This window comes from Sphingomonas sp. ABOLG (assembly GCF_003950435.1).
Lineage (GTDB): Bacteria > Pseudomonadota > Alphaproteobacteria > Sphingomonadales > Sphingomonadaceae > Sphingomonas > Sphingomonas panaciterrae.
This window is the reverse complement of sequence record NZ_QQWW01000006.1, coordinates 185,645-205,920: the sequence shown is the minus strand read 5'-3', so window position 1 is coordinate 205,920 and position 20,276 is coordinate 185,645. Positions and strand designations below refer to the sequence as shown.

The window sequence follows — 20,276 nt, the reverse complement described above, 5'->3', positions numbered from 1 at the left end:
GCGTCAGGCGCGGTGCTGATCGATCAGCTGCAGGAGGTGATCGGCCGCAGCCTCAATACGAAAGCGGGTGGCGAAGCAATGGCGCGCGCGCCGCCCCATCACGCTTCGCTGGCGGACAGGAAGCGCGCAAAATCGGGACAGCATCGTCGCCGTATCGGCGGCAGTGGCCGGGGCCACCATCCCGGCGCCATCGGCCAGGATCTCGCGCCAGATCGCGACCTGATCGCTCACCAGCACTGGCGTGCCGGCGGCCAGCGCCTCCGCCACGGCGATCCCGAAATTCTCCTGATGTGACGGCAGCACGAACGCCGCCGCTGCGCGCAGGGCGCCCGCCTTTGCGGCGCCCGAGAGCATGCCCGGAAAATGGACGCGGTCGCGGATGCCCAGCCGGGCAACGCGGTCGCGAAGCCCGGCGACCAGCGCCGCCTCGTCGGGGCCGGCGATCACCAGGTCGATGCCGGGGTCACGCCGCGCGATCGTGGCGAACGCCTCCACCAGCAGGTCGCACCCCTTCTTGCGGTGGATGCGGCCAAGAAACAGCAGAAAGGGGCGCTGGCCCAGCGCTGGGATCTGCTGGCGAAACGCTTGGATCTGCGTGGCCGGATCCCCCGCCAAGTCCGCCGTGCCATAAGGCGTGATCACCGCATTCATGCGCCACGGCCGGAACCCGCCCTCCGCCCGCCGTCGTTCCTCCTCCGTGGTGAACAGCACAGCACGCGCGCCGGCCAGCAGCGGACCTTCCGCCCACCACCAGCTCAGCTGTTTGCCGAGATGCTTGAGCGGCATCGTCCGGCGAAACCATGGGTCGAGCATGCCATGCGGAAAGACAAAATAGGGCACGGGCCCGCCGGCCAGCGCCTGCGCCGCGCCGCGCGCGCCATAGCGCCACAGGCCCGAGACGATCACCGCGTCATAGCCCCGCGCATGGCGCTGCAGCCAGGGGACCATCGCGGGCGAATAGCGATACAGCTGCCGCGGATTGCGGCCGCGCGGCGGGCCGAGCGGCACGATTGCGCCCGGGTAATCCGGCAAGTGAAATTCGTCCGGCGGATCGAGCGTCAGCAGGTCCTGCCGATGTCCCTGCCGCGCCCACACTTCGCCCAGCCGGCGCGCGCCCTCGATAGGGCCGCCGGCGCGCGGGTCGGCGCTCGTGATGATCCGCAGCACGCGGGTCATGCAGCCTCCGCGAAGCGGATCGTGCGCGCTCGGATCGCGGCCGCAGGATTGCCGCGATAAACGGTCCAGGGCGCCAGATCGGCGAAGGCACAGCCCCGCGCGCCGAGCACCGCACCCTCGCCGACGGTAACGCCGGGGCCGACGAACGCCTCGGCCGCGACCCAGGCGCGCGCGCCGACGATGATCGGCCGTGTGTGGAGCGTGAAGGCGGGATCCTCGCTATCGTGCGTGCCGGCGCACAGATGCGCGCGTTGCGAGACGATGGCGAACCGCCCGATCGTCACCTTTCCCATCGAATAGATGTGCGCGCCCGGCCCAATCGTCGCATGATCGCCGATCGCCAGATTGGCCGGAGACCAGATGCGGGCGCTGCCATAGACATTGGCGGTCGGTGCGACCTGCGCGCCGAATGCCCGCAGCACCAGCCGGCGCCATGCGCGCAGCGGCGGCGGGGTCCATCTGATCAAGAGCAGCCAAGCGACGATCCAGCCGGCACGATACAGCCGGTTGCGGAGCGGAAAGCTGGCGCCCCCCTCCCACATCGGCGCGCCACGCGCGTCGTGCGACTGAGTCATCGCCCCTGTTCCCCCTGCTCCCCGACACGAACGCTAGGGGCTGCGCGAAGCGCGCGCAATCATTCAGGTTAACCATGTTCCGCGCTTGCTCATCATGCTCTCGACGGGCGACCGCGCGCTGCCTAGGCTGGGCACAGACAGGGAGGAGAGGGCACGGTCGTGAGGGGGCTCGGCTGGCTATATCTGCTGGCGCTCGCTGGGCTTGGCGGCGTGCAGCTCGCCCTGCGCGCCGACGTCTGGCTGCTGGCGATCCTGCTGCTGATCGCGGCCGCGGCGCTATTGCCGCTGACGCGCGGCGGATGGCGGGTGTCCGACGGCCTGTACGCGATCATGACCGTCTATTTCGGCACGGGCGCCCTGGTGGTGAAGACGCTGGCGGGGCAGCCGGTGCAATCCAACCTGCATGTGCCGGATCTGTCCGCCGCCTATCTTCTGGCCGGCTTCGGCTCGATCACCATCGGCTACGGGCTGAGCCAGGGGGTGCGCCGGCCGCTCCGCTTCGCCCGCGCGCTGCGCCGCGTGACCGGGCACGAACCCAATCTGCGCCGGTTCGCGGTACCGATCTTCGCGCTGGGTGCGATGTTCCTGCTCCTCCAGACACAGTTTCGCGCGATCGCCGTGTCGGGCGGCTTCACCGCTGGGGGATTTGGCGGCTTTGGCACCTTCTACCCGCTGCTGATGCTGGGCGCGGCAATGCAGGCGGCGCTCGTCATCCGGCGCCCTGACCAGCGACGCCACGGGCTGGTCCTCGCAGCGATGGCGGCGACGATCCTCGCGCTGACGCTGGCCGACAACACCAAGCGGACCTTGTTCGATTTCCTGTTCGTCGTCGCGCTTGCCTTCGTGGCGCTGAACGGGCGTGTCCGCTGGCGTTGGGTGGTGCCGGGCAGTATCGCCGCCGCCTGTATATTCGCCCTGCTCCTTCCCGCGATTCAGATCGTGCGCACCGATCCCGACGTGCGTGGCACGGCGCGGATCGCGGCGACGTGGGACGTGCTGCGCGCGCATGGCTTCAGCGCGTCGCGGCTCAGTGCAGCACAGGCGCGGGTCGCCACCGGCTATCGCTTTGCCTGGACCGACAGCTACGTCCACCCGCTGACCTGGAACAGCGAGCGTTTCACCATGATCCAGCCGATCGACCAGGTCGCGCGCGGGCTGGCGGAACACGGCACGATGGGCAGCGCTGACCTGTGGCGCGATCCCGCGGAAGCGCTGCTGCCCGGCTTTCTGATCAGGAAATCGCTGGTGACCGCGCCAGACCGGATCGCCTGGCATTACGGCTTCCGCGCCAAGGGGTCGATCGCGCGGCCGGTCGTCGGGCTGATCGCCAGCAGCCTGGCGGCGTTCGGGCTGGCCGGCGTGCTGCTGCTGCCGGGCGCCACCGCCGCGATCAGCTTCACCCTGCTCGACCTCGTGGGCGGGCGCCTCTCCGGCAACGTCTGGGGGGTGTTCCTGCTCGCTGCCACCGCCTTCCTCGCAGAGCGCGAGGCGAGCACCATGCTGGCCTTCTTCTGCCGCAGCTTTCCCTTCATCCTGATCGTCGGCGGGGCGCTGCTGCTGGTCGCGCGGCGGCCGCGACGGGCGACGGCAGCGGGCGGTGGGCGGGACTATGCGCCGATCAGCGCGCGGAGATTGGCGACAAACGCCGGCGCGGAATAATGCTGCGCGATTCGGGCGCGCCCGGCGGCGGCCATCGCCTGGGCGAGCGCGGGATCGTCGAGCAGGCGACGCAGCCGCTCGGCAAGCGCCGCTATGTCCGCCGGATCGATCGTGAAACCATCGATGCCATCGCGGATCACCTCCCCCGCCGCGCCGTGGCACGATCCGACAACCGGCAATCCAGCGGCCCACGCCTCCAGATAGACGATGCCGAATCCCTCCTTTGAAGAGGGAAGGGCAAAGACGCTGGCGACGGCAAAGGCATGCGCCAGCGCGGCAGGATCGAGCGCACCGGGCAGGTCGACACGCCCCGCGACGCCCAGCATCTCGGCCAGCCGCCGCAGAGAATCGCGCAGCGGCCCCTCCCCTACGATCATCAGCCGGGCGTCGGGGATGAGCGGCAAGGCGCGGATCAGCGCATCGAGGTTCTTCGCCCCCTCCGCCGCACCCAGTCGGCTGACCGCCAGCACCAGCCGCTCGCGCTTGCCCGGTGCTGGCGGGGCATCCGGTGGCAGATCCACGGCGTTGGGGAAGATCGTGAAACGTGCATGGGGCAACCCGAACGCCGCGGCCATGCGATCGCGCGAATAGCCGCTCACCACCGCCACCTGGCTGATCGTGCGGGACAACAGCGCCGGTTCCCAGCGACGCACCGCGCGATAGGTGGGGTCGCCCCACACCTCGATCCCGTGCGCGAACAGGATGCGCCGGCCGCGCGGGCGGACCAGCCGGTGAAGCGCAGCCAGCGGCAGCAGGTTGACATGGCCGATCAGCAGCAGGTCGGAGGCGGGGAGCAGGCGAAGCGCCCTGCGGGCGAAGCGCCAGTCGCCCTCGTCCGCCCGCATCACCACGTCGGCAGGCACGGAAAGGCTGGCCAATGCCGCGGCGACGCGACGGTTGAACGCCTGGATCCCGCCATGGCCATGCGCGGCAATGCCGACAAACAGCGCGCGGCCTTGGCCCGGCGGGTTACCCATGCCGCCGCCGACCCGTGAACAGGCAAAGCGCGACCATTGCGAGATGCGCGGCCGCCAGCGCACCGGCGATCCCGCTCAATCCGTAGCACGGCGCGAGCAGCCAGGCGGCACCCACGCCCGCGAGCGCGAGTGCCGCGAAGCCGATCGCGAGCCGCGCGTGGCGGTTGATCGCTGCGACCGGGCTGAACAGCGCCGACCAGATCATCTCGGCGACCACCGCCAGCACCAGCCACAGGAGGAACGGCGCGGCGACGCGGACGGCATCATGCGTCAGCAGCGCGACCGCCGCGGGGGCGAGCAGGATGATGGCGGCGGCATAGCAAAAGGTGGCGACGAGCGTTGCGCCAACATGCCAGCGGAACAGCACGGATGCCGCCGCCCGCGCGCCCTTGCCGTGAAGCGCGGCATATTCGCTGACCACGCTGTTGTTGATCATGTTGATCGCGGCCGTCCCGAGCCGCGCGACCGTGCGGGTCGTGGCAAGGGCCACCGTCGCGCCGGCACCCAGCAGGCTGCCGGCGACGAGCACGGGCCCTTGCAGCAGCAGGGCGTGGCCGACCGGCATCGCCATGTACGCCAGCGCGGGTCGCCAGAGCGCGGACGCTGTGGCGCGATCGGCCGCCCGCCAGCCCAGCGCCAGCCAGCCCGCGGTGCCGCGCAGCCAGCGATAGGCGGCGAGAAGGAACAGCAGCCTGATCGCGACCATGGCGGCTGCCGCCGCCACCAGCCCGCCACCGGCCAGCGCGGCGCCGGCAATCGCCGCGCCTTCCCCCAGCCGTGCCGTCGCCGCCCAGGCTACTTCGCTCGCCGGACGATTCTCGGCCCTGATCCCGGCGCAGACCAGCAGGAACAGCTGGTAGGCGGCCATGTTCAGCGCCAGCAGCAGCAGCGCCGCTCGCGCGGTGCCGGGCGCCACCCCCGCCAGCCCTGGCAGCATGTCAGGGTCGAACAACAGGATCAGCGCAGCGCTCCCCATCAGCAGCGGCGGCAACAATGCGCACAGTAGCGCAAAGACCGTGTGGAAGATGCGCAGCGCCTCGTCCCGCCGCCCGCCCGCGACGGCCATGACCATCGCGTTCTTGGCGACGAACGTCAGGCCGAAGTCGCTGAAGCTGAGGTAGAGGGGCACGGCCGACAGCACCAGCCACGCGCCGTACAGCGACGTTCCCCAGGCGCGAAGCAGCACCGGGACCAGCGCCAGCTGAACCGCCAGCGTGACCAGTTGGGCATAGCCCTGCGCAGACAGCGTGCGCCCCAGGCGGCGCGTGATCGACCGGTCAAGCGCGCGCAGCACCGCGCCCGCCCCGATCCGCCGCGCCCGCGCACCCCATCCGCCGCGTCACCCGAGGCGGCCGAGCCACTCCACCAGCAGGCGATTGACCACATCGGGGCGCTCTTGCTGCGTCCAATGGCCGCAGCCCTCGAGCAAATGGCCCTCGACGCCCGGCACATGCGGGCGCATCAGCGCGATTGGATCGGGCACCGCCCCGAACAAGGTGGTCGCGGGGTCGCGGGTGCCGCCGATGAACAGCGCGGGCTGCTCGATCCGGCGATCCTTGTACGGCTGCAGCCAGGCGAAATCGCGCTCGTGGTTGCGGTAACGGCTGATCGGCCCGAAGAAACCCGAGCGGACGAACTCACCGACATAATAATCGAGGTCCGCCGGCGTCAGCCACGCCGGGAAAGGATCGGGATCGACCATCCCGTCGAGCAGCGTCGACCCGGCCGGCTTGTTGGGCCAGGTGCCATCGGGCGCGTCGCCGGAAATACCGTAATAGAATTTGCGCAGGAAATCGCGCACATCGCGCTGCGCCTCCTCCTCGGCCGGCCCCACTTCCTGGAACCATTCCTGGTAGAAAAAGCGCCCCTTGTTGGTGAAGGCCTGCCGGAACACCTCGGTGAACGGCCGCGCCGGCACGCCGGCATAAGGCACCGACAGCGCGGCCACCGCGCGAAACCGCTCCGGCCGGGTCAGTGCCGAATTCCACACCTGCGGCGCGCCCCAGTCGTGCCCGACGAGGATGGCGGGGTCAGGCTGAAAGGCGTCGGCCACGGCCGCTATGTCGGAAACCAGATGCTCCATGGCGTAATCCTCGACCAGCCCCGGCCGGTCGGACTGGCCATAGCCGCGCACGTCGATCGCCGCCGCGGTGAAGCCGGCCGCCGCGACGGGGCCCAGCTGATGCCGCCACGAATACCAGCTTTCGGGAAAGCCATGCACCATCAGGACCAATGGACCCGCGCCTTCCACCGCGACACGCAGCCGTACGCGGCCCGTATCGATCATGCGAAATTCGGGCATCCACTCTCTCCTGACGTTTTATTGCTGTTGCGCGTTGAACCATGACAAGTTGCGGAGGGCGAGGCTAGAGACCGCGCCATGTCGCGTATCCTTGTCCCGACCCTCGCCCTTGCCCTGTTGACCACCATCGCCGCCGCGCCGGTCGCGGCACAGACCAATCACGACGAGGCGCTGTGGGTCAATGCCACGGTGATGGGCCGCATTTCCGGACCGCTGGTATATTTCGCCGAGGTGCAGCCGCGCGTAACGGACGGTGTATCGCGGCTGTCGCAGGTGCTGCTGCGCCCGGCGATCGGCTATCAGATCTCGCCGGCGGTGACGGTGTATCAGGGCTATGCCCATGTCATCGAGCCGCTGGAAAACAGGCCCGACCGCAGCGAGGACCGGTTGTTCCAGCAAGTGACGTGGAATGTCGGCAAGATCGGCCAGCTGGAGGTGCAATCGCGCACCCGGCTGGAACAGCGCTGGCGCTCCGACGGTGACGGCATGTCGCTGCGCGCGCGGCAGATGATGCGGTTCGAGTATCCGCTCGCGCCGGGCACCAGGCGAGTCGCGGCGCTGGGATCGGTGGAGGGCTTTGTCGGCCTGAAGTCAGCCGATTGGGGCGGCGTCACCGGGTTCGATCAGGTGCGCACCTTTGTGGGGCTGGAAATCCCGCTGCCGGGCACGTCGACGCTGGAGGCGGGATATCTCAACCAGACCCGCGACGCGTCCGGGCGCCGCGTCGACATGGCGCACGTCGCTTCACTGACGCTGTTCGTTCGCCTTTGACCTGAACGAAGGGCGCGGAAGCTCAGCTGCTGCGCTTCGCCTTCGCCCCCGCCAGCGCCGACAGCACGCCGCGCATGGTGCGCACTTCCTGGCTGGTCCATGCCGGCTTGGTCAGCAACGTCCGCAGCGTGCGGCGTGTCGCCGGCGTGCGATCGGGCGGAAAGAAGAAATTCGCCTGTTCCAGCATCGTATCTAGCTGGCCGATCAGCCCCTCCAGCTCCTCCTGCGGGGCGGGCGGATCGAGCGTCACTTCCGGCGGTGACGCGAGCGCCTCGCCCTTTGACCATTCATAGGCGACCAGGATCACCGCCTGGGCGAGGTTGAGGCTGCCGAATTCGGGATTGATCGGCACCGTCAGGATCGTGCGGGCGAGCGCGACGTCGTCGGTTTCCAGCCCCGATCGTTCCGGCCCGAACAGGATCGCGCTGCGCCCCGCCGCGCCGCGCATGTCGGTCGCCGCCTGTTCGGGCGTTACCACCGGCTTGGTGATCCCGCGCTTTCGCACCGTCGTCGCATAGACGTTGGGGCAGTCGGTCACCGCCTCCGCCACGCTGTCGAACACCCTGGCCTGTGCCAGCACGATGTCCGCGCCCGAGGCGGCGGGGCCCGCGGCGGGATTGGGCCAGCCGTCGCGCGGCGACACCAGGCGCATTTCGGTCAGCCCGAAATTGAGCATCGCGCGCGCCGCCTTGCCGATATTCTCGCCCAGTTGCGGACGGACGAGAACGATGACGGGGGGTTGGAAAGAAGCCATGGTGCTGCGCCTATCCGCCAAGGGTCGCGTTCGACAAGTATCGCAGCGGCGCTCGGGCGCCTCAGCCGCGCGCCGCTTCCTCCACGGTGCCGGCGAACTCCTCGAAATCGCGCGCCTCGCTGAAATCGCGATAGACGCTGGCGAAGCGGATATAGGCGACCGAATCGAGGCCCTTCAGCGCCTCCATCACCATTTCGCCGATCCGCTTGGACGTGACCTCGGCCTCGCCGCTGGTTTCCAGCTGGCGCTGGATGCCGCTGACCAGCCGCTCGATGGCGAGGCCGTCGAGCGGCCGCTTGCGCGCCGCGATCCCGATCGATCGCAGCAGCTTCTCGCGATCGAACGGCTCGCGCCGATCCTCCGACTTCACCACGGTCAGCTCACGCAGCTGGATGCGTTCAAAGGTGGTGAAGCGCGCGGCGCAGCCCTCGCACTGACGACGGCGGCGGATCGCGGCGCCATCGTCGGTCGGGCGGCTGTCCTTCACCTGGCTCGCATCATGGCCGCAGAAGGGGCAGCGCATCGTTCAACTCTTCTGGTTGGACGCCCCCGCCGCAGCCGCGACAGGGACGCAGGATGACAGGATCAGATCTTGTCCCGCCGGGCATAAGCGACACCGGCACCGACAAGCGCGCCCAGCACCGGGCCGACGAACGGCACCGGAATGGCGATGACCGCGCCGATCGCGCCGTACTTGGCCATCTTCTTGCCGAGCCCCGGCGTGTTCTGGACGGTGGTCTGGACTTCCTCGATCTTGGACACGTTCACCTCACTTGTAGATGGGGAAACGAGCGCACAGCGCGCGAACTCGTTCCCGCACGGCCGCCTCGACCTCGGCATCGCCCTTCTCGCCCTTCTTGGCCAGACCGTCGAGCACGTCGGCGACCATGTTGCCGATCTCGCGGAACTCGGCCGTGCCGAAACCGCGGGTCGTGCCCGCCGGGGTGCCGACGCGGATGCCGCTGGTCTTCACCGGCGGCAGCGGATCGTTGGGGATGCCGTTCTTGTTGCAGGTGATGCCGGCACGCTCCAGCGCCTCGTCCGCATCCTTGCCGGTGACGCCGAGCGGGGTGAGGTCGACCAGCGCCAGATGCGTGTCGGTGCCGCCGGACACAATCGCCGCACCGCGCTCCTTCAGTGTTGCCGCCAGCACCTTGGCGTTTTCCACCACTGCGGCGGCATAGCTCTTGAACTCCGGCTGCAGCGCCTCGCCGAACGCCACTGCCTTGGCGGCGATGACATGCATCAGCGGGCCACCCTGGAGCCCCGGGAACACCGCCGAGTTGATCTTCTTCGCGATCGCTTCGTCATCGGTCAGGATCATGCCGCCACGGGGGCCACGCAGCGTCTTGTGCGTCGTGGTGGTGACGACATGCGCATGGCCGAACGGGGTCGGATGGACGCCGCCAGCGACGAGGCCCGCGAAATGCGCCATGTCGACCATGAAGAACGCACCGACCTTGTCCGCGATCGCGCGGAAGCGGGCGAAATCGATGTGGCGCGGATAGGCCGAACCGCCGGTGATGATCAGCTTGGGCTGTGTCTCGATCGCCTGACGCTCGACCGCGTCATAATCGATCAGGTGCGTGTCCGGCGTGACGCCATATTGCACGGCGTTGAACCACTTGCCGCTCATCGCCGCGCGCGCGCCGTGCGTCAGGTGCCCGCCCGAATCGAGGCTGAGGCCCATGATCGTGTCGCCCGGCTTCACCAGCGCCAGCATCACCGCGCCATTCGCCTGCGCGCCCGAGTGCGGCTGCACATTCGCAAAGCCGCAGTTGAACAGCTGCTTCGCGCGATCGATCGCGAGCTGCTCCACCTCATCGGACGGGTGGCAGCCCTGATAGTAACGCTTGCCGGGATAGCCCTCGGCGTACTTGTTGGTGAAGACCGAGCCCTGCGCCTCCAGCACCGCCTTGGAGACGATGTTCTCGGACGCGATCAGCTCGATCTGAGTCTGCTCACGGTCCAGCTCATGCTCGACACCGGCGAACACCGCGGGATCAGCATCGGCGAGACCGCGGGTGAAGAAGCCGCCCTCGACAGCATAAGGCGTCTGAACCTCGTTCAGCGTGGTTGGGTTGGTGCTCATGCTGGCTCCTTCTGGAAATCAGGCGCGCCGAGCTTGTCGACGCGGGGGGCGTGGCGGCCGCCGGCAAAGGCGGTGTCGAGGAAGGCGGTGACGCAGGCCTTGGCCATGTCCTCGCCGATCAGGCGGGCACCAAGCGCGATGGCATTGGCGTCATTATGCTCGCGCGACAAAGCGGCGGCGAGCGGATCGGACACGAGCGCACAGCGCAGCGCGGGATTGCGGTTCACCGCGATCGAAATGCCGATGCCCGAACCGCACAGCGCGATCCCGCGCTCGGCCTTACCCGCGGCGACCGCTTCGGCCAATTTGTATCCGTAATCGGGATAATCGACCCGCGCGTCGGTGTCGGGCCCGAGGTCCAGCACATCATGCCCGGCCTCGCGCAGCCAGGCGACAAGCGTCGCCTTCAGCGACACGGCGGCGTGATCGGAAGCGACGGCGACTCGCATGAGGTTCAGCGATGCTCTCGGCAGTGGTGGATGCGCGGCCCTTTAGCCGCGGTGTCACGATAATGCCACCGTCGCGATCGCCATGCTCGCCTCCCCCGCGCCGGGACATGGCCGGGCGCGGGGGACAGGGCGCGGATCAGGCGGCCTTGGCTGCCTGGCGGAAACGATGGAGCAGCGGCTCGGTGTACCCCGACGGCTGCTCCACCCCTTCAAAGATCAGCGCGCGGGCAGCGCGGAAGGCATGACCGTCCCAGTCGAGCGAGCGATACAGCGGGTCGCCCGCATTCTGCGCATCGACCTTCTTCGCCATCCGATCGAGCGCCTCGTCCACCTCATCTTCGGTGCACACGCCGTGGAGCAGCCAGTTGGCGATATGCTGCGAGGAAATACGCAGCGTCGCGCGATCCTCCATCAGTCCCACGTCATGGATGTCGGGCACCTTGGAACAGCCGACGCCCTGGTCGATCCAGCGCACGACATAGCCAAGTATCCCCTGGCAGTTATTGTCCAGTTCCTCGCGGATCTCCTCCGGCGTCCAGTTGCGACCCGGCGCCGCGAACGGCACGGCCAGCAGCTTCGCCAGCGGCGGCGGCGCCTCGCCCGCGATCTCCTTCTGCCGCGCGAACACGTCGACCTGATGGTAATGCAGCGCGTGGAGCGTCGCCGCGGTGGGCGACGGCACCCAGGCGGTGTTGGCGCCGCTCTTCGGGTGTGCGATCTTCTGCTCCAGCATGTCGGCCATCATGTCCGGCGCGGCCCACATGCCCTTGCCGATCTGCGCCTTGCCGGAAAGGCCACAGGCAAGGCCGATGCGCACGTTGCGATCCTCATAGGCCTTGATCCACTCCGCGCCCTTCATCTCCGCCTTGCGGATCACCGCGCCGCCGCGCATCGCGGTGTGGATCTCGTCGCCGGTGCGATCGAGGAAGCCGGTATTGATGAAGGCGATCCGGTCGCGCACCGCATGGATGCAGGCGGCAAGATTGGCCGAGGTGCGGCGCTCCTCGTCCATCACGCCGACCTTGATCGTGTGGCGGTCGAGGCCGAGCAGATCCTCCACCGCATCGAACAGCCGGTTGGTGAACGCCGCTTCGTCCGGCCCATGCATCTTGGGCTTCACGATATAGATCGATCCGGTGCGGCTGTTCTGCAGCGTGCCGAGCCGCTTCAGATCATGCAGCCCGATCAGCGAGGTGACGATCGCGTCGAGGATCCCCTCCGGCGCGTCGCTGCCATCTTCGAGGCGCAGCGCGGGCGTCGTCATCAGATGGCCGACGTTGCGCACGAACAGCAGCGAACGGCCCGGCAGCGTGAAGCTAGAGCCGCTCGGCGATTGATAGGTCCGATCGCCGGCCAGCTTGCGGGTCAGCGTCGCGCCGTTCTTCTCGAACGTCTCGACAAGATCGCCGCGCATCAGGCCCAGCCAGTTGCGGTACGCCGCGACCTTGTCCTCCGCATCGACCGCGGCGACCGAATCCTCGAGGTCAACGATCGTCGTCAGCGCCGATTCGAGGATCACGTCGGCGATGCCGAACGGATCGGTCTTGCCGATCGGGGACTCGCGATCGACCACGATCTCGATGTGCAGCCCGTTATGGACGAACATCACGCCCTTATCGAAGCGCGCGAAGCGATGCGGGCAGTCACCGCCCGTCAGCGCCGCTTCCCAGCCCGGCAGCGTTTCATCGAGGAACGCCCGCGCCCGCGCGATCACCTGCGCGCCGCGATCGGCATCATAGCCGCCCGGCTTCGCCTTCCCCGGCAGCGCATCGGTGCCGTAGAATGCGTCGTAAAGGCTGCCCCAGCGCGCATTGGCGGCGTTCAGCACGAAGCGCGCGTTGAGGCTCGGCACCACCAGCTGCGGCCCGGCCATGGTGGCGATTTCGGGATCGACGTTCTCGGTGCCGATGGTGAACGGCGCCGGCTCTGGCACGAGATAGCCGATCTGCGTCAGGAACGCCTCGTCGACCGGTTCTCCGGCCATATAGCGCGCGTCGATCGCCGCCTGCAGCTCCTCGCGCCGGGCAAGCAGCGCCTTGTTCTCCGGCGTGAAAAGATCGAATATCGCCGCCGCCCCCTGCCAGAAGGCGTTAGCCGAGATGCCGGTGCCGGCAAGCGCCTCCTCCTCGACAAAGGCGGCGAGGCGATCATCGACCGAAAGGCCGGCGCGGGTCTGCATGGGGATTCCTCCTGACGTTACCAACAGCGCCTGGGGAGGGCACCGCCGCGATTAGTCGATGCCGCGGTGGGAGTGCAACGCCCAATTCCGCCCCGAGGTCCGCCCGGGGAGGATTGATCGGGCCGGATCAGGAGGCGCGTTTCCACACCATCAGTTCGCCCTCGGCAACCACTTGGCCGGCCGTTCCGACCGGTTCGGAACTGCCATCGCTGAGGAAAGCGATCGTCGCCGCGTCGCTCGCCGGCACCTGCGCCAGCGTGCGCTTCCCATCCGGCAGCTTCGCCACGACCACCCCGGCCTTTGCCGAACCGTCACGGTTGTAGAACACGGTGTAGGTCTCGACCTCAGCCGGTCCGCTATAGTCCTTCACCAGTTCCGGCACCGCGCCGCGCGCAGCATCCGCCTCCGCCTGCAGGTCGAACGCATGCGCCTCCCCCGCGCCCGGCAGCGGCTTTGTGCCGAGCACGATCGCGTGATTGTGCGTGGCAAAGCCGCCATTGGCGAACAGCAGCCCCTTCTCGCCCTCGCCGGCGCGCAGGGCGTCGACCATCTCGGCCACGGCATGCGCCATGTAATTGCCGATCGGCCCGCCGCCGAAGGTGAGGCCACCGAACACCGTCGCGGGCTTCTCCACCGGCCAGCCGATCACCCGCCGCGCCATCTTGGGCACGCAGGGGAAGCAGGAATAAAGCTCGACCAGGTCGAGATCGTCCGCCGTCATCTCGTTGAACTCGAGCGTGCGGCGGAGGCACACTTCCATGCTGGGCGACGTGTCGTAGCGGTCACGAGCGAGAAAATCGTCCGCCTCATGCGCGCTGGCGCCGCGCCCGACATAGATGATCCGCTCCTCCGGCACGCCGCGCCGTCGTGCTTCGGCAAGGCTGGTGACGATGAAGCCGGCGCCCTGATTGACGCTCGAATTGGCCACCATCAGCTTGGTGTAGGGGAAGGCGATCGGGCGATTGTCCGCGGTCGGCTCGACGATCTCCTGCGGTGACTTGGGCGCATGGATCCACGCCGCCGGCGTCTGCGCCGCGATCTCGGAAAAGCGTGACCAGATCTCGCCTGACTCACGCTGCCCTTCGTCCAGCGTCTGGCCATAAGCCGCACGCCCGGCATTCTCGTAGAGCGGATAGACGTCGACCGGCGTCGCCAGGCCATAGATCTGGCGATAACCGGGCTTCGCGCCCTTGCTGAGGGTGCGCAGCGGGTTCTGGTCCGCCACGCTCGTCTTCGCCGCGATCGCCGCACGCTGGCTGGCGGTGCGCAGCGCCTCGCCGCCAGTCACCGCCGCGATTTTGATCTCGCCGCGCGCGATCCGGTTCGCCGCCTCGTTCAGCAGCAGGATCGGGCTGTCACCATTGGGACCGACCGATTCATAGACGATCGCCGCCGTCGATCCGATCCCGTCCGCCACCTTCTGCGCCAGCGGATTGTCCTTGCGGAAGCTGATCTGCTGCACGACCGCGACGGAATCGACATCCGCCAGCCAGCCGCCGCCCGCGTCCTTGTCGGCCTCCTCCAGCGCGGCGATCATCAGGCCCAGCGCATCCTTGCCCGCCATCGGATCGGCCGGGCGGTCATTGACCTGCCCGACCCCGACGATGACGGCGACCTTCTCCGGATCAGCCGCCATGTTCAGCGCGCCTTCCACACCGGGGCGCGCTTCTCGGCAAATGCCTTCGGCCCTTCGCGCGAGTCCTCGCTGGTGAAGACGATCTTGGTTTCCTCGCGGTTCTGCGCCCAAGCCGCTTCCTCGCGCTCGACCCGGCCGTTCGAAATGCCCTGCGCCATCCGCTTCGACGCCTGCACCGACAGCGGCGCGTTGACCGCAATCCGCTCGGCCAGCGCGAAGGCGGTGTCGAGCAGCTGCTCACGCGGGGCGACGGCGTTGATCAGCCCCAGTTCCAGCGCGCGATTGGCGTCGATCGGGTCGCCGGTCAGGATCATTTCCATCGCGATCTTCTTGGGCAATTGCTCCGGAAGCCGGAACACGCCGCCAGCGGCCGCAAACAGGCCGCGCTTGGGCTCGGGCAGGCCGAACTTCGCCTCATCAACGGCCACGGCGAGGTCACAGGCCAGCGTGATTTCCAGCCCACCGCCCAGCGCCATGCCGTTCACCGCCGCGATCACCGGCTTGGAAATGGCGTGGCTGACGATCCCGGCAAAGCCCCATGCGGCCTTGGTCTTGTCGTCCGGCGCCAGGCTCTCCCCACGCGACAGCGCGACGAGGTCGGCACCCGCGCAGAACGACTTGTCGCCCGCGCCCGTCACGATGACGACGCGGATCTCTGGATCCTTGTCCGCCGCCTCCAGCGCATCGCCTACGCCCTCATGGACGAAGCGGTTGACCGCGTTGCGCGCTTCCGGGCGGTTGATCGTGATGAGCATCACATTGCCGCGCGTTTCGACGGTGACGGCTTCATTGCCAAGGTCGGCCATATTGATCCCTTTCATGCTGCTTGTTCGATGATCTTCCGGGCCAGCAGCGAAGCGACGCGATCGTCGCTCCACCCCAGCCAATCCTTGATGACGGTGGCGCTGTGTTCGCCGATCCGCGGCGCGGGCCGCTGGTCCGGCGGCGGCACCCGGTCGAAGCGGGTGAGCGCGCCCTCGACGATGAACGGGTCGGGCAGCAGCGGGTGCCGCGCGGTGCGAAACGTGCCGAGTGCGCGAAACACGGGAAGGTCGGGAAGGTCCACCACGCGGACCATCATGCCCGCCGCCAGCCCGACCGACTGAAGCTGCGCCATCACGTCTCCGGCTGCCTGCGATCGCGACCATTGTTCGGGCTCGTCGCCGGTGATCGCATGCAGGGCCCGGCGATCCGTTGCGTCACGCAGCGTCACGACGCACCATTCGTCGTCGCCAGCGCAGGGAAGAAGACGATCCTCCGCCGGATCGTCGCTGACCGTCAGTCCCTGCGCGCGGGCGGCGGCGGCGGCGATCTCCACTGCCTTGTGCCCCAGCATCACTTCCGCCTGGCTGACGCTCGCCGTCCCGCCGGTGCCGGTGCGCATCCGCCGGATCAGCAGCGCCAGCGCGCCGATCGCGCTGATCCGGCCAGCGACGTGATCGGGATAGACGGTGACCGTGTCGGAGAAGCTGTCGGGCTCGCCCGGATAGGTCCATTGCGTGCTGAGCCCGGCGGAGGCGCGCACCAGCGGGCCATAGCCGAGCCGACGCGACCAGGGCCCGGTCGGCCCGAAGGCGGAGCTGTCGACGCTGACGAGCCCCGGATTGGCCTCAGCCAGCGTCGCGGCATCCAGCCCCAGCGCGTCGAGCGTGCCGGGCTTGAAGTTCGACAGCAGCACATCGGCCTGCCGCACCAGATCGAGGAACAGCGCGCGTCCCTCCGGCGCCTTGAGATCAATCGACAGACCGCGCTTGTTGCGGTGGCCCGCGGCAAAGGTCAGGCTGACCGGATCGTCGTCGCGCGACTGGCGCTGGCCGTCGGGGAAAGCGGCATTCTCAACCTTCACCACGTCGGCGCCAAGATCGGCGAGCAGCCGCCCGGCCTCTCCCCCGACGACGATGATTCCCATGTCGAGCACGCGCAGGCCGGCGAGCGGGTAATCGGCCGCTGGCGGCGGATCGAAGCGCGGCCGCGCCGTCGCGAACGCCGTATTCTCGCCTGCCAGCGGGACGCGCGCGGCAGGCGACACCCCGGCGCGCTCACCGTCGATCTCGATCGTGCCGTTGGGGAAGGGCAAGGTGATGCCCGGCGCTATTTCCACCGGCACGAACGCCTCGCGCGCCGTCATCTGCGCCGTCGCGATCGCTTCCTCGACGGTGAGCAGCCCGGCGGCCGGGATTCCGCGCCGCGCCGCCTCTTCCTCGATCTCCGCGCGCGTCTTGTCGGCAAAGAAGCGGGTGATCGCCGGCAGCAAGGTGGTGGAGCGGAAGCGGGTCATCAGCTTCTCCCACTCCGGCCCGGCAAACTCCTCCGGCTCCCCCAGCCAGGCAAACATGCTGCGCCACTGGCGGGGCGCGAGGACGCACAGCCGCACGAAGCCATCAGCGCAGGGCAGGATCGGATAGCGATAGCGTTCGTCGGTTCGCCCGCGCGGCTGCTTCCAGCTTGGCACGCCCGATTGCGCGCTGCCGTTCAGGCCGAAGCCGGGATCAAGCGCCTGCATCGCCGCCTCGAGCAGCGTCATGTCGAGGTGATCGCCCTCGCCCGTGCGCAAGCGGCGGATCAGCGCGCCGAGCGTCGCGACCACCATTTGCGTCGCAGCCGTTTCCAGCGTCAGCCGGCCCGGCGGCAGCAGCGGCGGCCGGTCCGGCAGGCCCGAGCGCGACAGGCTGCCGGTCAGCGCATGGAGCACCGCGTCGCTCGCACGCCAGTCCTTCCACGGGCCGAGGGTGCCGAAATCGCTCAGCGTGACATGAATGATCTGCGGCGCCGCATGGCGTATCGCCGCGTGATCGAGCCCGGGGAGCTGCTCCTCGAGCAGGATGTCCGCCCCCGCCGCCAGCGCCAGGAAGCGATCCTGATCGCGCGGCAGGTCGATCGTGACGGCGCGCTTTCCAAGGTTCGCCGCAACAAAGTCGAGGCTGATGTCGCCGGCCATCGCACCGTTCCGCCGATCCGTGCCCCCGCCGCGGGGCTCGATGCGGATGACCTCGGCGCCCAGTTCCGCCAACAGCCGCCCCGCCGATCCGAGCACGCCGGGAACGGCATCCAATACGCGTATCCCGGTGAGCGGCAGGTCGGTCATAGCGGCCAGGCGAGTTCCCGCCGGGCGGCGCTTTCGCGGTAGAAATCGAGCAGCGGCCGCTCGTCGCCGCGCGTCCGCGCGACCTCGTCATGATGCGCGATCAGCGCCTCGGCCAGCGTCGCCCAGGCGCCGTCCAGCGCGTCCAGCGTCTCGCCCTCATTGGTGACCGGAGCATCGTCGCCGAGCAGCCGGCGCATGTCGGCAATATCGGCGCGGCGCCAGGCGGCGGCCTTTTCCGCCTCCTGCGCGCCGAGCAGCGCGAGCAGCGCCGCCACCGTCAGCGTCGATCCGGCGAAGGCATCGCTCGCACCCACCTTCTCCCCCGCCCCGGCCGCCGCGATGCCAGCACCGATCAACACCTGCGCCAGATCGCTGGTGGGGAGGACCGGCACCGGATCGAACACCGATCCGCCAAGCTGCGCGGCGATGATCGCCTCCTGCCGCCGCGCGGTGTACCAGCCCGAGACCGCCAGCACCGGATCCTGCCGCCCGCCGTCGACGAACTCGCGAAAGGCGGAGATCCAGATCGCCATTCCCTTCACCGATGCGAACAACGACCACCAGCGCATTGCCGCGGGATCGACCGTCAGCCCGCTGGCGCGCTCCCAGATCGCGATCGCGTCTGGCCGCGGCAGCATGCCGCTGGCCGCGCCGGGGATGAAATGATCCCAGATCGGGTCCAGCGCCCAGCCCAGATCCTCCAGCGGATCGCCGAGATGCGCCATTTCCCAGTCAAACATGGCGCGCATCCCGCCCGCGCCGTCGTGCATGACGTTGCCGGAGCGGTAATCGCCATGAACGATCGCAACACGCTGCGCCGGCGGCGGCGGATTGGCGCGCAGCCAGCGGATCGCGGCGCGCGCGATCGGCTGCGGCTGCAGCGCGTCCTCCTCGATCACCCCTTCCCAATAATCGAGCGCGATCCGCCAGCATTGGTCGGGCTCGGGCATCGGTACATGGTCGGCGAGCGGCGTGCCGGCCGGATCATGCGCCGCCAGCCGGCCCAGCGCACCAAAGAACGCCTCGCCCAGCGCCGCGCCATGCACGCCGAACGGATCGCGCGCGAAGCTGCTCGCGACTTCGCCGCCCTCGATCCGCTCCATGATGAAGAACGGCCGGCCAAGCTCGGCGCCATCGGGCTCCAGCGCCACCGCACGCGGCACGGGAACGACCCCTGCTGCACTTTGATAAGCGCGAAACTCGGTCGCGCTTTCGGTGTCGATCAGGCCCTTCGCCGGCTCGCGCCGCAGGATCAGCCGGTGAATGTCCGCCCCGGCATGGGCATCGAAGCGATAGGTCTCGCGGCTCGCGCCGCCGGGAATCCGGGTCAGATCCGCCACCCGCACCGGCTGTTCCCAGACACGCGAGAGATAGGCCTCGATCTCGGTTGCGGTCAGCGTGGTCATGCCGGGTCGAGCACGCCCTTGAAGCCCGACGGCGCGTGCGGCCCCATCACGAGCTGTTCGAGCACCCCCTTGCCGCGCCGCACCTTGCCGTCAGGTCCCGTCATGGTGACGGTGGCCAGCGCCTGGACGTGCAGATGGTGCGGCTGCATCGGGTCCATCTCCGCGGGTACGAAATCCTCGCGCTCCACCGTCAGCCCGTCGCCCTGGTGCCGGCCGTGGCTCCACTTGGGGTGGGTATAGCCAAGGCCAAGCATCATGAACTGCTGGCCCAGGTCGAACTCGACCTTCGTTTCCTGACCCTCTTCGTCCTTCAGCGTGACGCTTGCAGCCTGGGCGTGGCGTGATCCCTGCTTCCACTGCACCTGATAGTCGGATTCGAAATGCGTTTCGTCCTCGATCCCGCCGCCCAGCGGCTTCCACGCCGCGCGGCGATTCCAGAAGCGGCCATGCTCGTCGTCGTTGGTGTGAAAATAGAAGTCGCCGTCCTCCATCGCGGTCGGGCTCCACAGCCAGAAGAATTGCGGTGCAATCGGCGGGCTGGCGGGCTGCGCATCGGGCGCACCGATCGGGCGCACACCCCAGGAGCGGTCACGCGTGCCCAGCCAGCCGTTCACCTCGGTGCGCTCGCCATCGACCTCGATCCAGCCCTGATAGCTGCCGTTCTGCGTCATCCGCGTCACGTCCATCAGCACGCGCGGGCCGTTGCGGCGGGTGAAGCGCGGCTCCTCCAGCGGGAAGGCGCGGCCGGTGAAGGTCAGCTCGGCGCGGATCTTGTGCTCGGGCGAATTGACCGTGAGCTTCACCGACTGCAACGGCTCAAGCACCTCGACCGCGATCCCGCCCACCTGCGTGTCCATCCGCTCCATGTTGAGGCCGCGGCTGGCGTGCAGATTCACCTGCTTGCCGTCCTTCAGCCAGCAGAAGCTCGCGTCGATGATGTTGATATGCGGATAGACGCCCATCGCGGCGGCGAAAAAGCCGTCTTCGTCCGCGCCGGGGGCATAGCCGTTGAAGAAGAAGCGATCGTAGAAATTGCGGTCCGTCCCCGCATAAGCGACCGGCTCGGCCGTCTGGTGGATCGGATATTCGTCGCCCTTGGTCAGCACCATGCCCGCTCTCTCCATCACATCCTTGGCCGATCTGTCGTCGGCTCAAGGGCGGAGGTGGACCAGCGGCGGCGGCCCTGTCAACGCCAAGATAACAGAAGTTACGTTA

18 protein-coding genes are annotated in these 20,276 nt (G+C 68.7%); 2 read left to right on the top strand and 16 right to left on the bottom strand.

All coding sequences use genetic code 11. From position 1 onward, the window contains the following. Positions 1-3 precede the first annotated feature (3 nt). Complete coding sequence (locus tag CA236_RS09535) at positions 4-1,176, bottom strand: glycosyltransferase (RefSeq protein ID WP_125945414.1); 1,173 nt, start codon at positions 1,174-1,176, stop codon at positions 4-6. Beyond that, complete coding sequence (locus tag CA236_RS09530; RefSeq protein WP_125945413.1) at positions 1,173-1,751, bottom strand: putative colanic acid biosynthesis acetyltransferase; 579 nt, start codon at positions 1,749-1,751, stop codon at positions 1,173-1,175. Before CA236_RS09530 ends, CA236_RS09535 begins: the two co-directional genes overlap by 4 nt. Positions 1,752-1,910: 159 nt before the next feature. Between CA236_RS09530 and CA236_RS09525 the strand changes: the two genes are divergently transcribed. After that, entirely contained in the window at positions 1,911-3,410 is a 1,500-nt protein-coding gene (locus tag CA236_RS09525; RefSeq protein ID WP_125945412.1) for a hypothetical protein, read from the top strand. Here the strand turns inward: CA236_RS09525 and CA236_RS09520 are convergent. From CA236_RS09520 to CA236_RS09510, 3 genes are read right to left on the bottom strand one after another with little or no spacing between them, the layout of a single operon-like run. Beyond that, complete coding sequence (locus CA236_RS09520; RefSeq protein ID WP_125945411.1) at positions 3,359-4,387, bottom strand: glycosyltransferase family 4 protein; 1,029 nt, start codon at positions 4,385-4,387, stop codon at positions 3,359-3,361. The genes CA236_RS09525 and CA236_RS09520 overlap by 52 nt on opposite strands. Then, positions 4,380-5,681 carry a teichoic acid transporter gene (locus CA236_RS09515; RefSeq protein WP_125945410.1) on the bottom strand — a complete coding sequence of 434 codons (1,302 nt, stop codon included), beginning with the start codon at positions 5,679-5,681 and terminating at the stop codon, positions 4,380-4,382. The genes CA236_RS09520 and CA236_RS09515 overlap by 8 nt, the downstream gene beginning before the upstream one ends. Positions 5,682-5,726: 45 nt before the next feature. Next, complete coding sequence (locus CA236_RS09510) at positions 5,727-6,689, bottom strand: alpha/beta hydrolase (protein ID WP_046407945.1); 963 nt, start codon at positions 6,687-6,689, stop codon at positions 5,727-5,729. A 78-nt stretch (positions 6,690-6,767) separates the two neighbouring features. On the opposite strand from CA236_RS09510, the gene CA236_RS09505 reads away from it, so the two are divergent. After that, positions 6,768-7,460 (top strand): DUF2490 domain-containing protein, encoded by a 693-nt coding sequence (locus CA236_RS09505; protein ID WP_125945409.1) that lies wholly within the window; start codon positions 6,768-6,770, stop codon positions 7,458-7,460. Positions 7,461-7,482: 22 nt separating this feature from the next. Here the strand turns inward: CA236_RS09505 and CA236_RS09500 are convergent, their stop codons facing one another. The 11 genes from CA236_RS09500 to CA236_RS09455 all read right to left on the bottom strand — a co-directional run bounded on the left by CA236_RS09500 (position 7,483) and on the right by CA236_RS09455 (position 20,170). After that, positions 7,483-8,214 carry a TrmH family RNA methyltransferase gene (locus tag CA236_RS09500; RefSeq protein ID WP_125945408.1) on the bottom strand — a complete coding sequence of 244 codons (732 nt, stop codon included), beginning with the start codon at positions 8,212-8,214 and terminating at the stop codon, positions 7,483-7,485. 61 nt (positions 8,215-8,275) lie between these two features. Continuing rightward, positions 8,276-8,737, bottom strand: coding sequence for a transcriptional regulator NrdR (nrdR, locus tag CA236_RS09495; protein WP_125945407.1), 462 nt, complete (start codon positions 8,735-8,737; stop codon positions 8,276-8,278). Between the two features lie 62 nt (positions 8,738-8,799). Then, the gene (locus tag CA236_RS18755) at positions 8,800-8,976 is read right to left on the bottom strand and encodes a hypothetical protein (protein WP_164518900.1); all 177 of its coding nucleotides are present in this window, start codon (positions 8,974-8,976) and stop codon (positions 8,800-8,802) included. Between the two features lie 7 nt (positions 8,977-8,983). Beyond that, positions 8,984-10,306 carry a serine hydroxymethyltransferase gene (gene glyA / locus CA236_RS09490; RefSeq protein WP_046407940.1) on the bottom strand — a complete coding sequence of 441 codons (1,323 nt, stop codon included), beginning with the start codon at positions 10,304-10,306 and terminating at the stop codon, positions 8,984-8,986. Continuing rightward, entirely contained in the window at positions 10,303-10,755 is a 453-nt protein-coding gene (gene rpiB, locus CA236_RS09485; RefSeq protein ID WP_046407939.1) for a ribose 5-phosphate isomerase B, read from the bottom strand. Before rpiB ends, glyA begins: the two co-directional genes overlap by 4 nt. A 136-nt stretch (positions 10,756-10,891) precedes the next feature. Then, positions 10,892-12,934, bottom strand: a complete 2,043-nt coding sequence (locus tag CA236_RS09480) for a malate synthase G (protein ID WP_125945406.1) — start codon at positions 12,932-12,934, stop codon at positions 10,892-10,894. A 127-nt stretch (positions 12,935-13,061) separates the two neighbouring features. Next, positions 13,062-14,570 (bottom strand): acetyl-CoA acetyltransferase, encoded by a 1,509-nt coding sequence (locus CA236_RS09475; RefSeq protein WP_125945405.1) that lies wholly within the window; start codon positions 14,568-14,570, stop codon positions 13,062-13,064. A gap of 2 nt (positions 14,571-14,572) precedes the next feature. After that, on the bottom strand, positions 14,573-15,376 hold the full coding sequence (locus tag CA236_RS09470; RefSeq protein ID WP_046408016.1) for a crotonase/enoyl-CoA hydratase family protein: 804 nt from the start codon (positions 15,374-15,376) through the stop codon (positions 14,573-14,575). An 11-nt stretch (positions 15,377-15,387) separates the two neighbouring features. Next, positions 15,388-17,655, bottom strand: a complete 2,268-nt coding sequence (locus CA236_RS09465; protein WP_125945404.1) for a CoA transferase — start codon at positions 17,653-17,655, stop codon at positions 15,388-15,390. Next, complete coding sequence (locus CA236_RS09460; RefSeq protein WP_125945403.1) at positions 17,652-19,061, bottom strand: phosphotransferase family protein; 1,410 nt, start codon at positions 19,059-19,061, stop codon at positions 17,652-17,654. The genes CA236_RS09465 and CA236_RS09460 overlap by 4 nt, the downstream gene beginning before the upstream one ends. After that, positions 19,058-20,170 carry a hypothetical protein gene (locus tag CA236_RS09455; protein ID WP_125945402.1) on the bottom strand — a complete coding sequence of 371 codons (1,113 nt, stop codon included), beginning with the start codon at positions 20,168-20,170 and terminating at the stop codon, positions 19,058-19,060. The genes CA236_RS09460 and CA236_RS09455 overlap by 4 nt, the downstream gene beginning before the upstream one ends. Positions 20,171-20,276: the final 106 nt, after the last annotated feature.

Excerpts from the sequence above, each read along its gene's own strand:
- CA236_RS09535 (WP_125945414.1), bottom strand. The coding sequence starts at position 1,176 with ATGACCCGCGTGCTGCGGATCATCACGAGCGCCGACCCGCGCGCCGGC.
- CA236_RS09530 (WP_125945413.1), bottom strand. The coding sequence starts at position 1,751 with ATGACTCAGTCGCACGACGCGCGTGGCGCGCCGATGTGGGAGGGGGGC.
- CA236_RS09520 (WP_125945411.1), bottom strand. The coding sequence starts at position 4,387 with ATGGGTAACCCGCCGGGCCAAGGCCGCGCGCTGTTTGTCGGCATTGCC.
- CA236_RS09510 (WP_046407945.1), bottom strand. The coding sequence starts at position 6,689 with ATGCCCGAATTTCGCATGATCGATACGGGCCGCGTACGGCTGCGTGTC.
- CA236_RS09505 (WP_125945409.1), top strand. The coding sequence starts at position 6,768 with ATGTCGCGTATCCTTGTCCCGACCCTCGCCCTTGCCCTGTTGACCACC.
- CA236_RS09500 (WP_125945408.1), bottom strand. The coding sequence starts at position 8,214 with ATGGCTTCTTTCCAACCCCCCGTCATCGTTCTCGTCCGTCCGCAACTG.
- nrdR (WP_125945407.1), bottom strand. The coding sequence starts at position 8,737 with ATGCGCTGCCCCTTCTGCGGCCATGATGCGAGCCAGGTGAAGGACAGC.
- glyA (WP_046407940.1), bottom strand. The coding sequence starts at position 10,306 with ATGAGCACCAACCCAACCACGCTGAACGAGGTTCAGACGCCTTATGCT.
- rpiB (WP_046407939.1), bottom strand. The coding sequence starts at position 10,755 with ATGCGAGTCGCCGTCGCTTCCGATCACGCCGCCGTGTCGCTGAAGGCG.
- CA236_RS09480 (WP_125945406.1), bottom strand. The coding sequence starts at position 12,934 with ATGCAGACCCGCGCCGGCCTTTCGGTCGATGATCGCCTCGCCGCCTTT.
- CA236_RS09475 (WP_125945405.1), bottom strand. The coding sequence starts at position 14,570 with ATGGCGGCTGATCCGGAGAAGGTCGCCGTCATCGTCGGGGTCGGGCAG.
- CA236_RS09470 (WP_046408016.1), bottom strand. The coding sequence starts at position 15,376 with ATGGCCGACCTTGGCAATGAAGCCGTCACCGTCGAAACGCGCGGCAAT.
- CA236_RS09465 (WP_125945404.1), bottom strand. The coding sequence starts at position 17,655 with ATGACCGACCTGCCGCTCACCGGGATACGCGTATTGGATGCCGTTCCC.
- CA236_RS09460 (WP_125945403.1), bottom strand. The coding sequence starts at position 19,061 with ATGACCACGCTGACCGCAACCGAGATCGAGGCCTATCTCTCGCGTGTC.
- CA236_RS09455 (WP_125945402.1), bottom strand. The coding sequence starts at position 20,170 with ATGGTGCTGACCAAGGGCGACGAATATCCGATCCACCAGACGGCCGAG.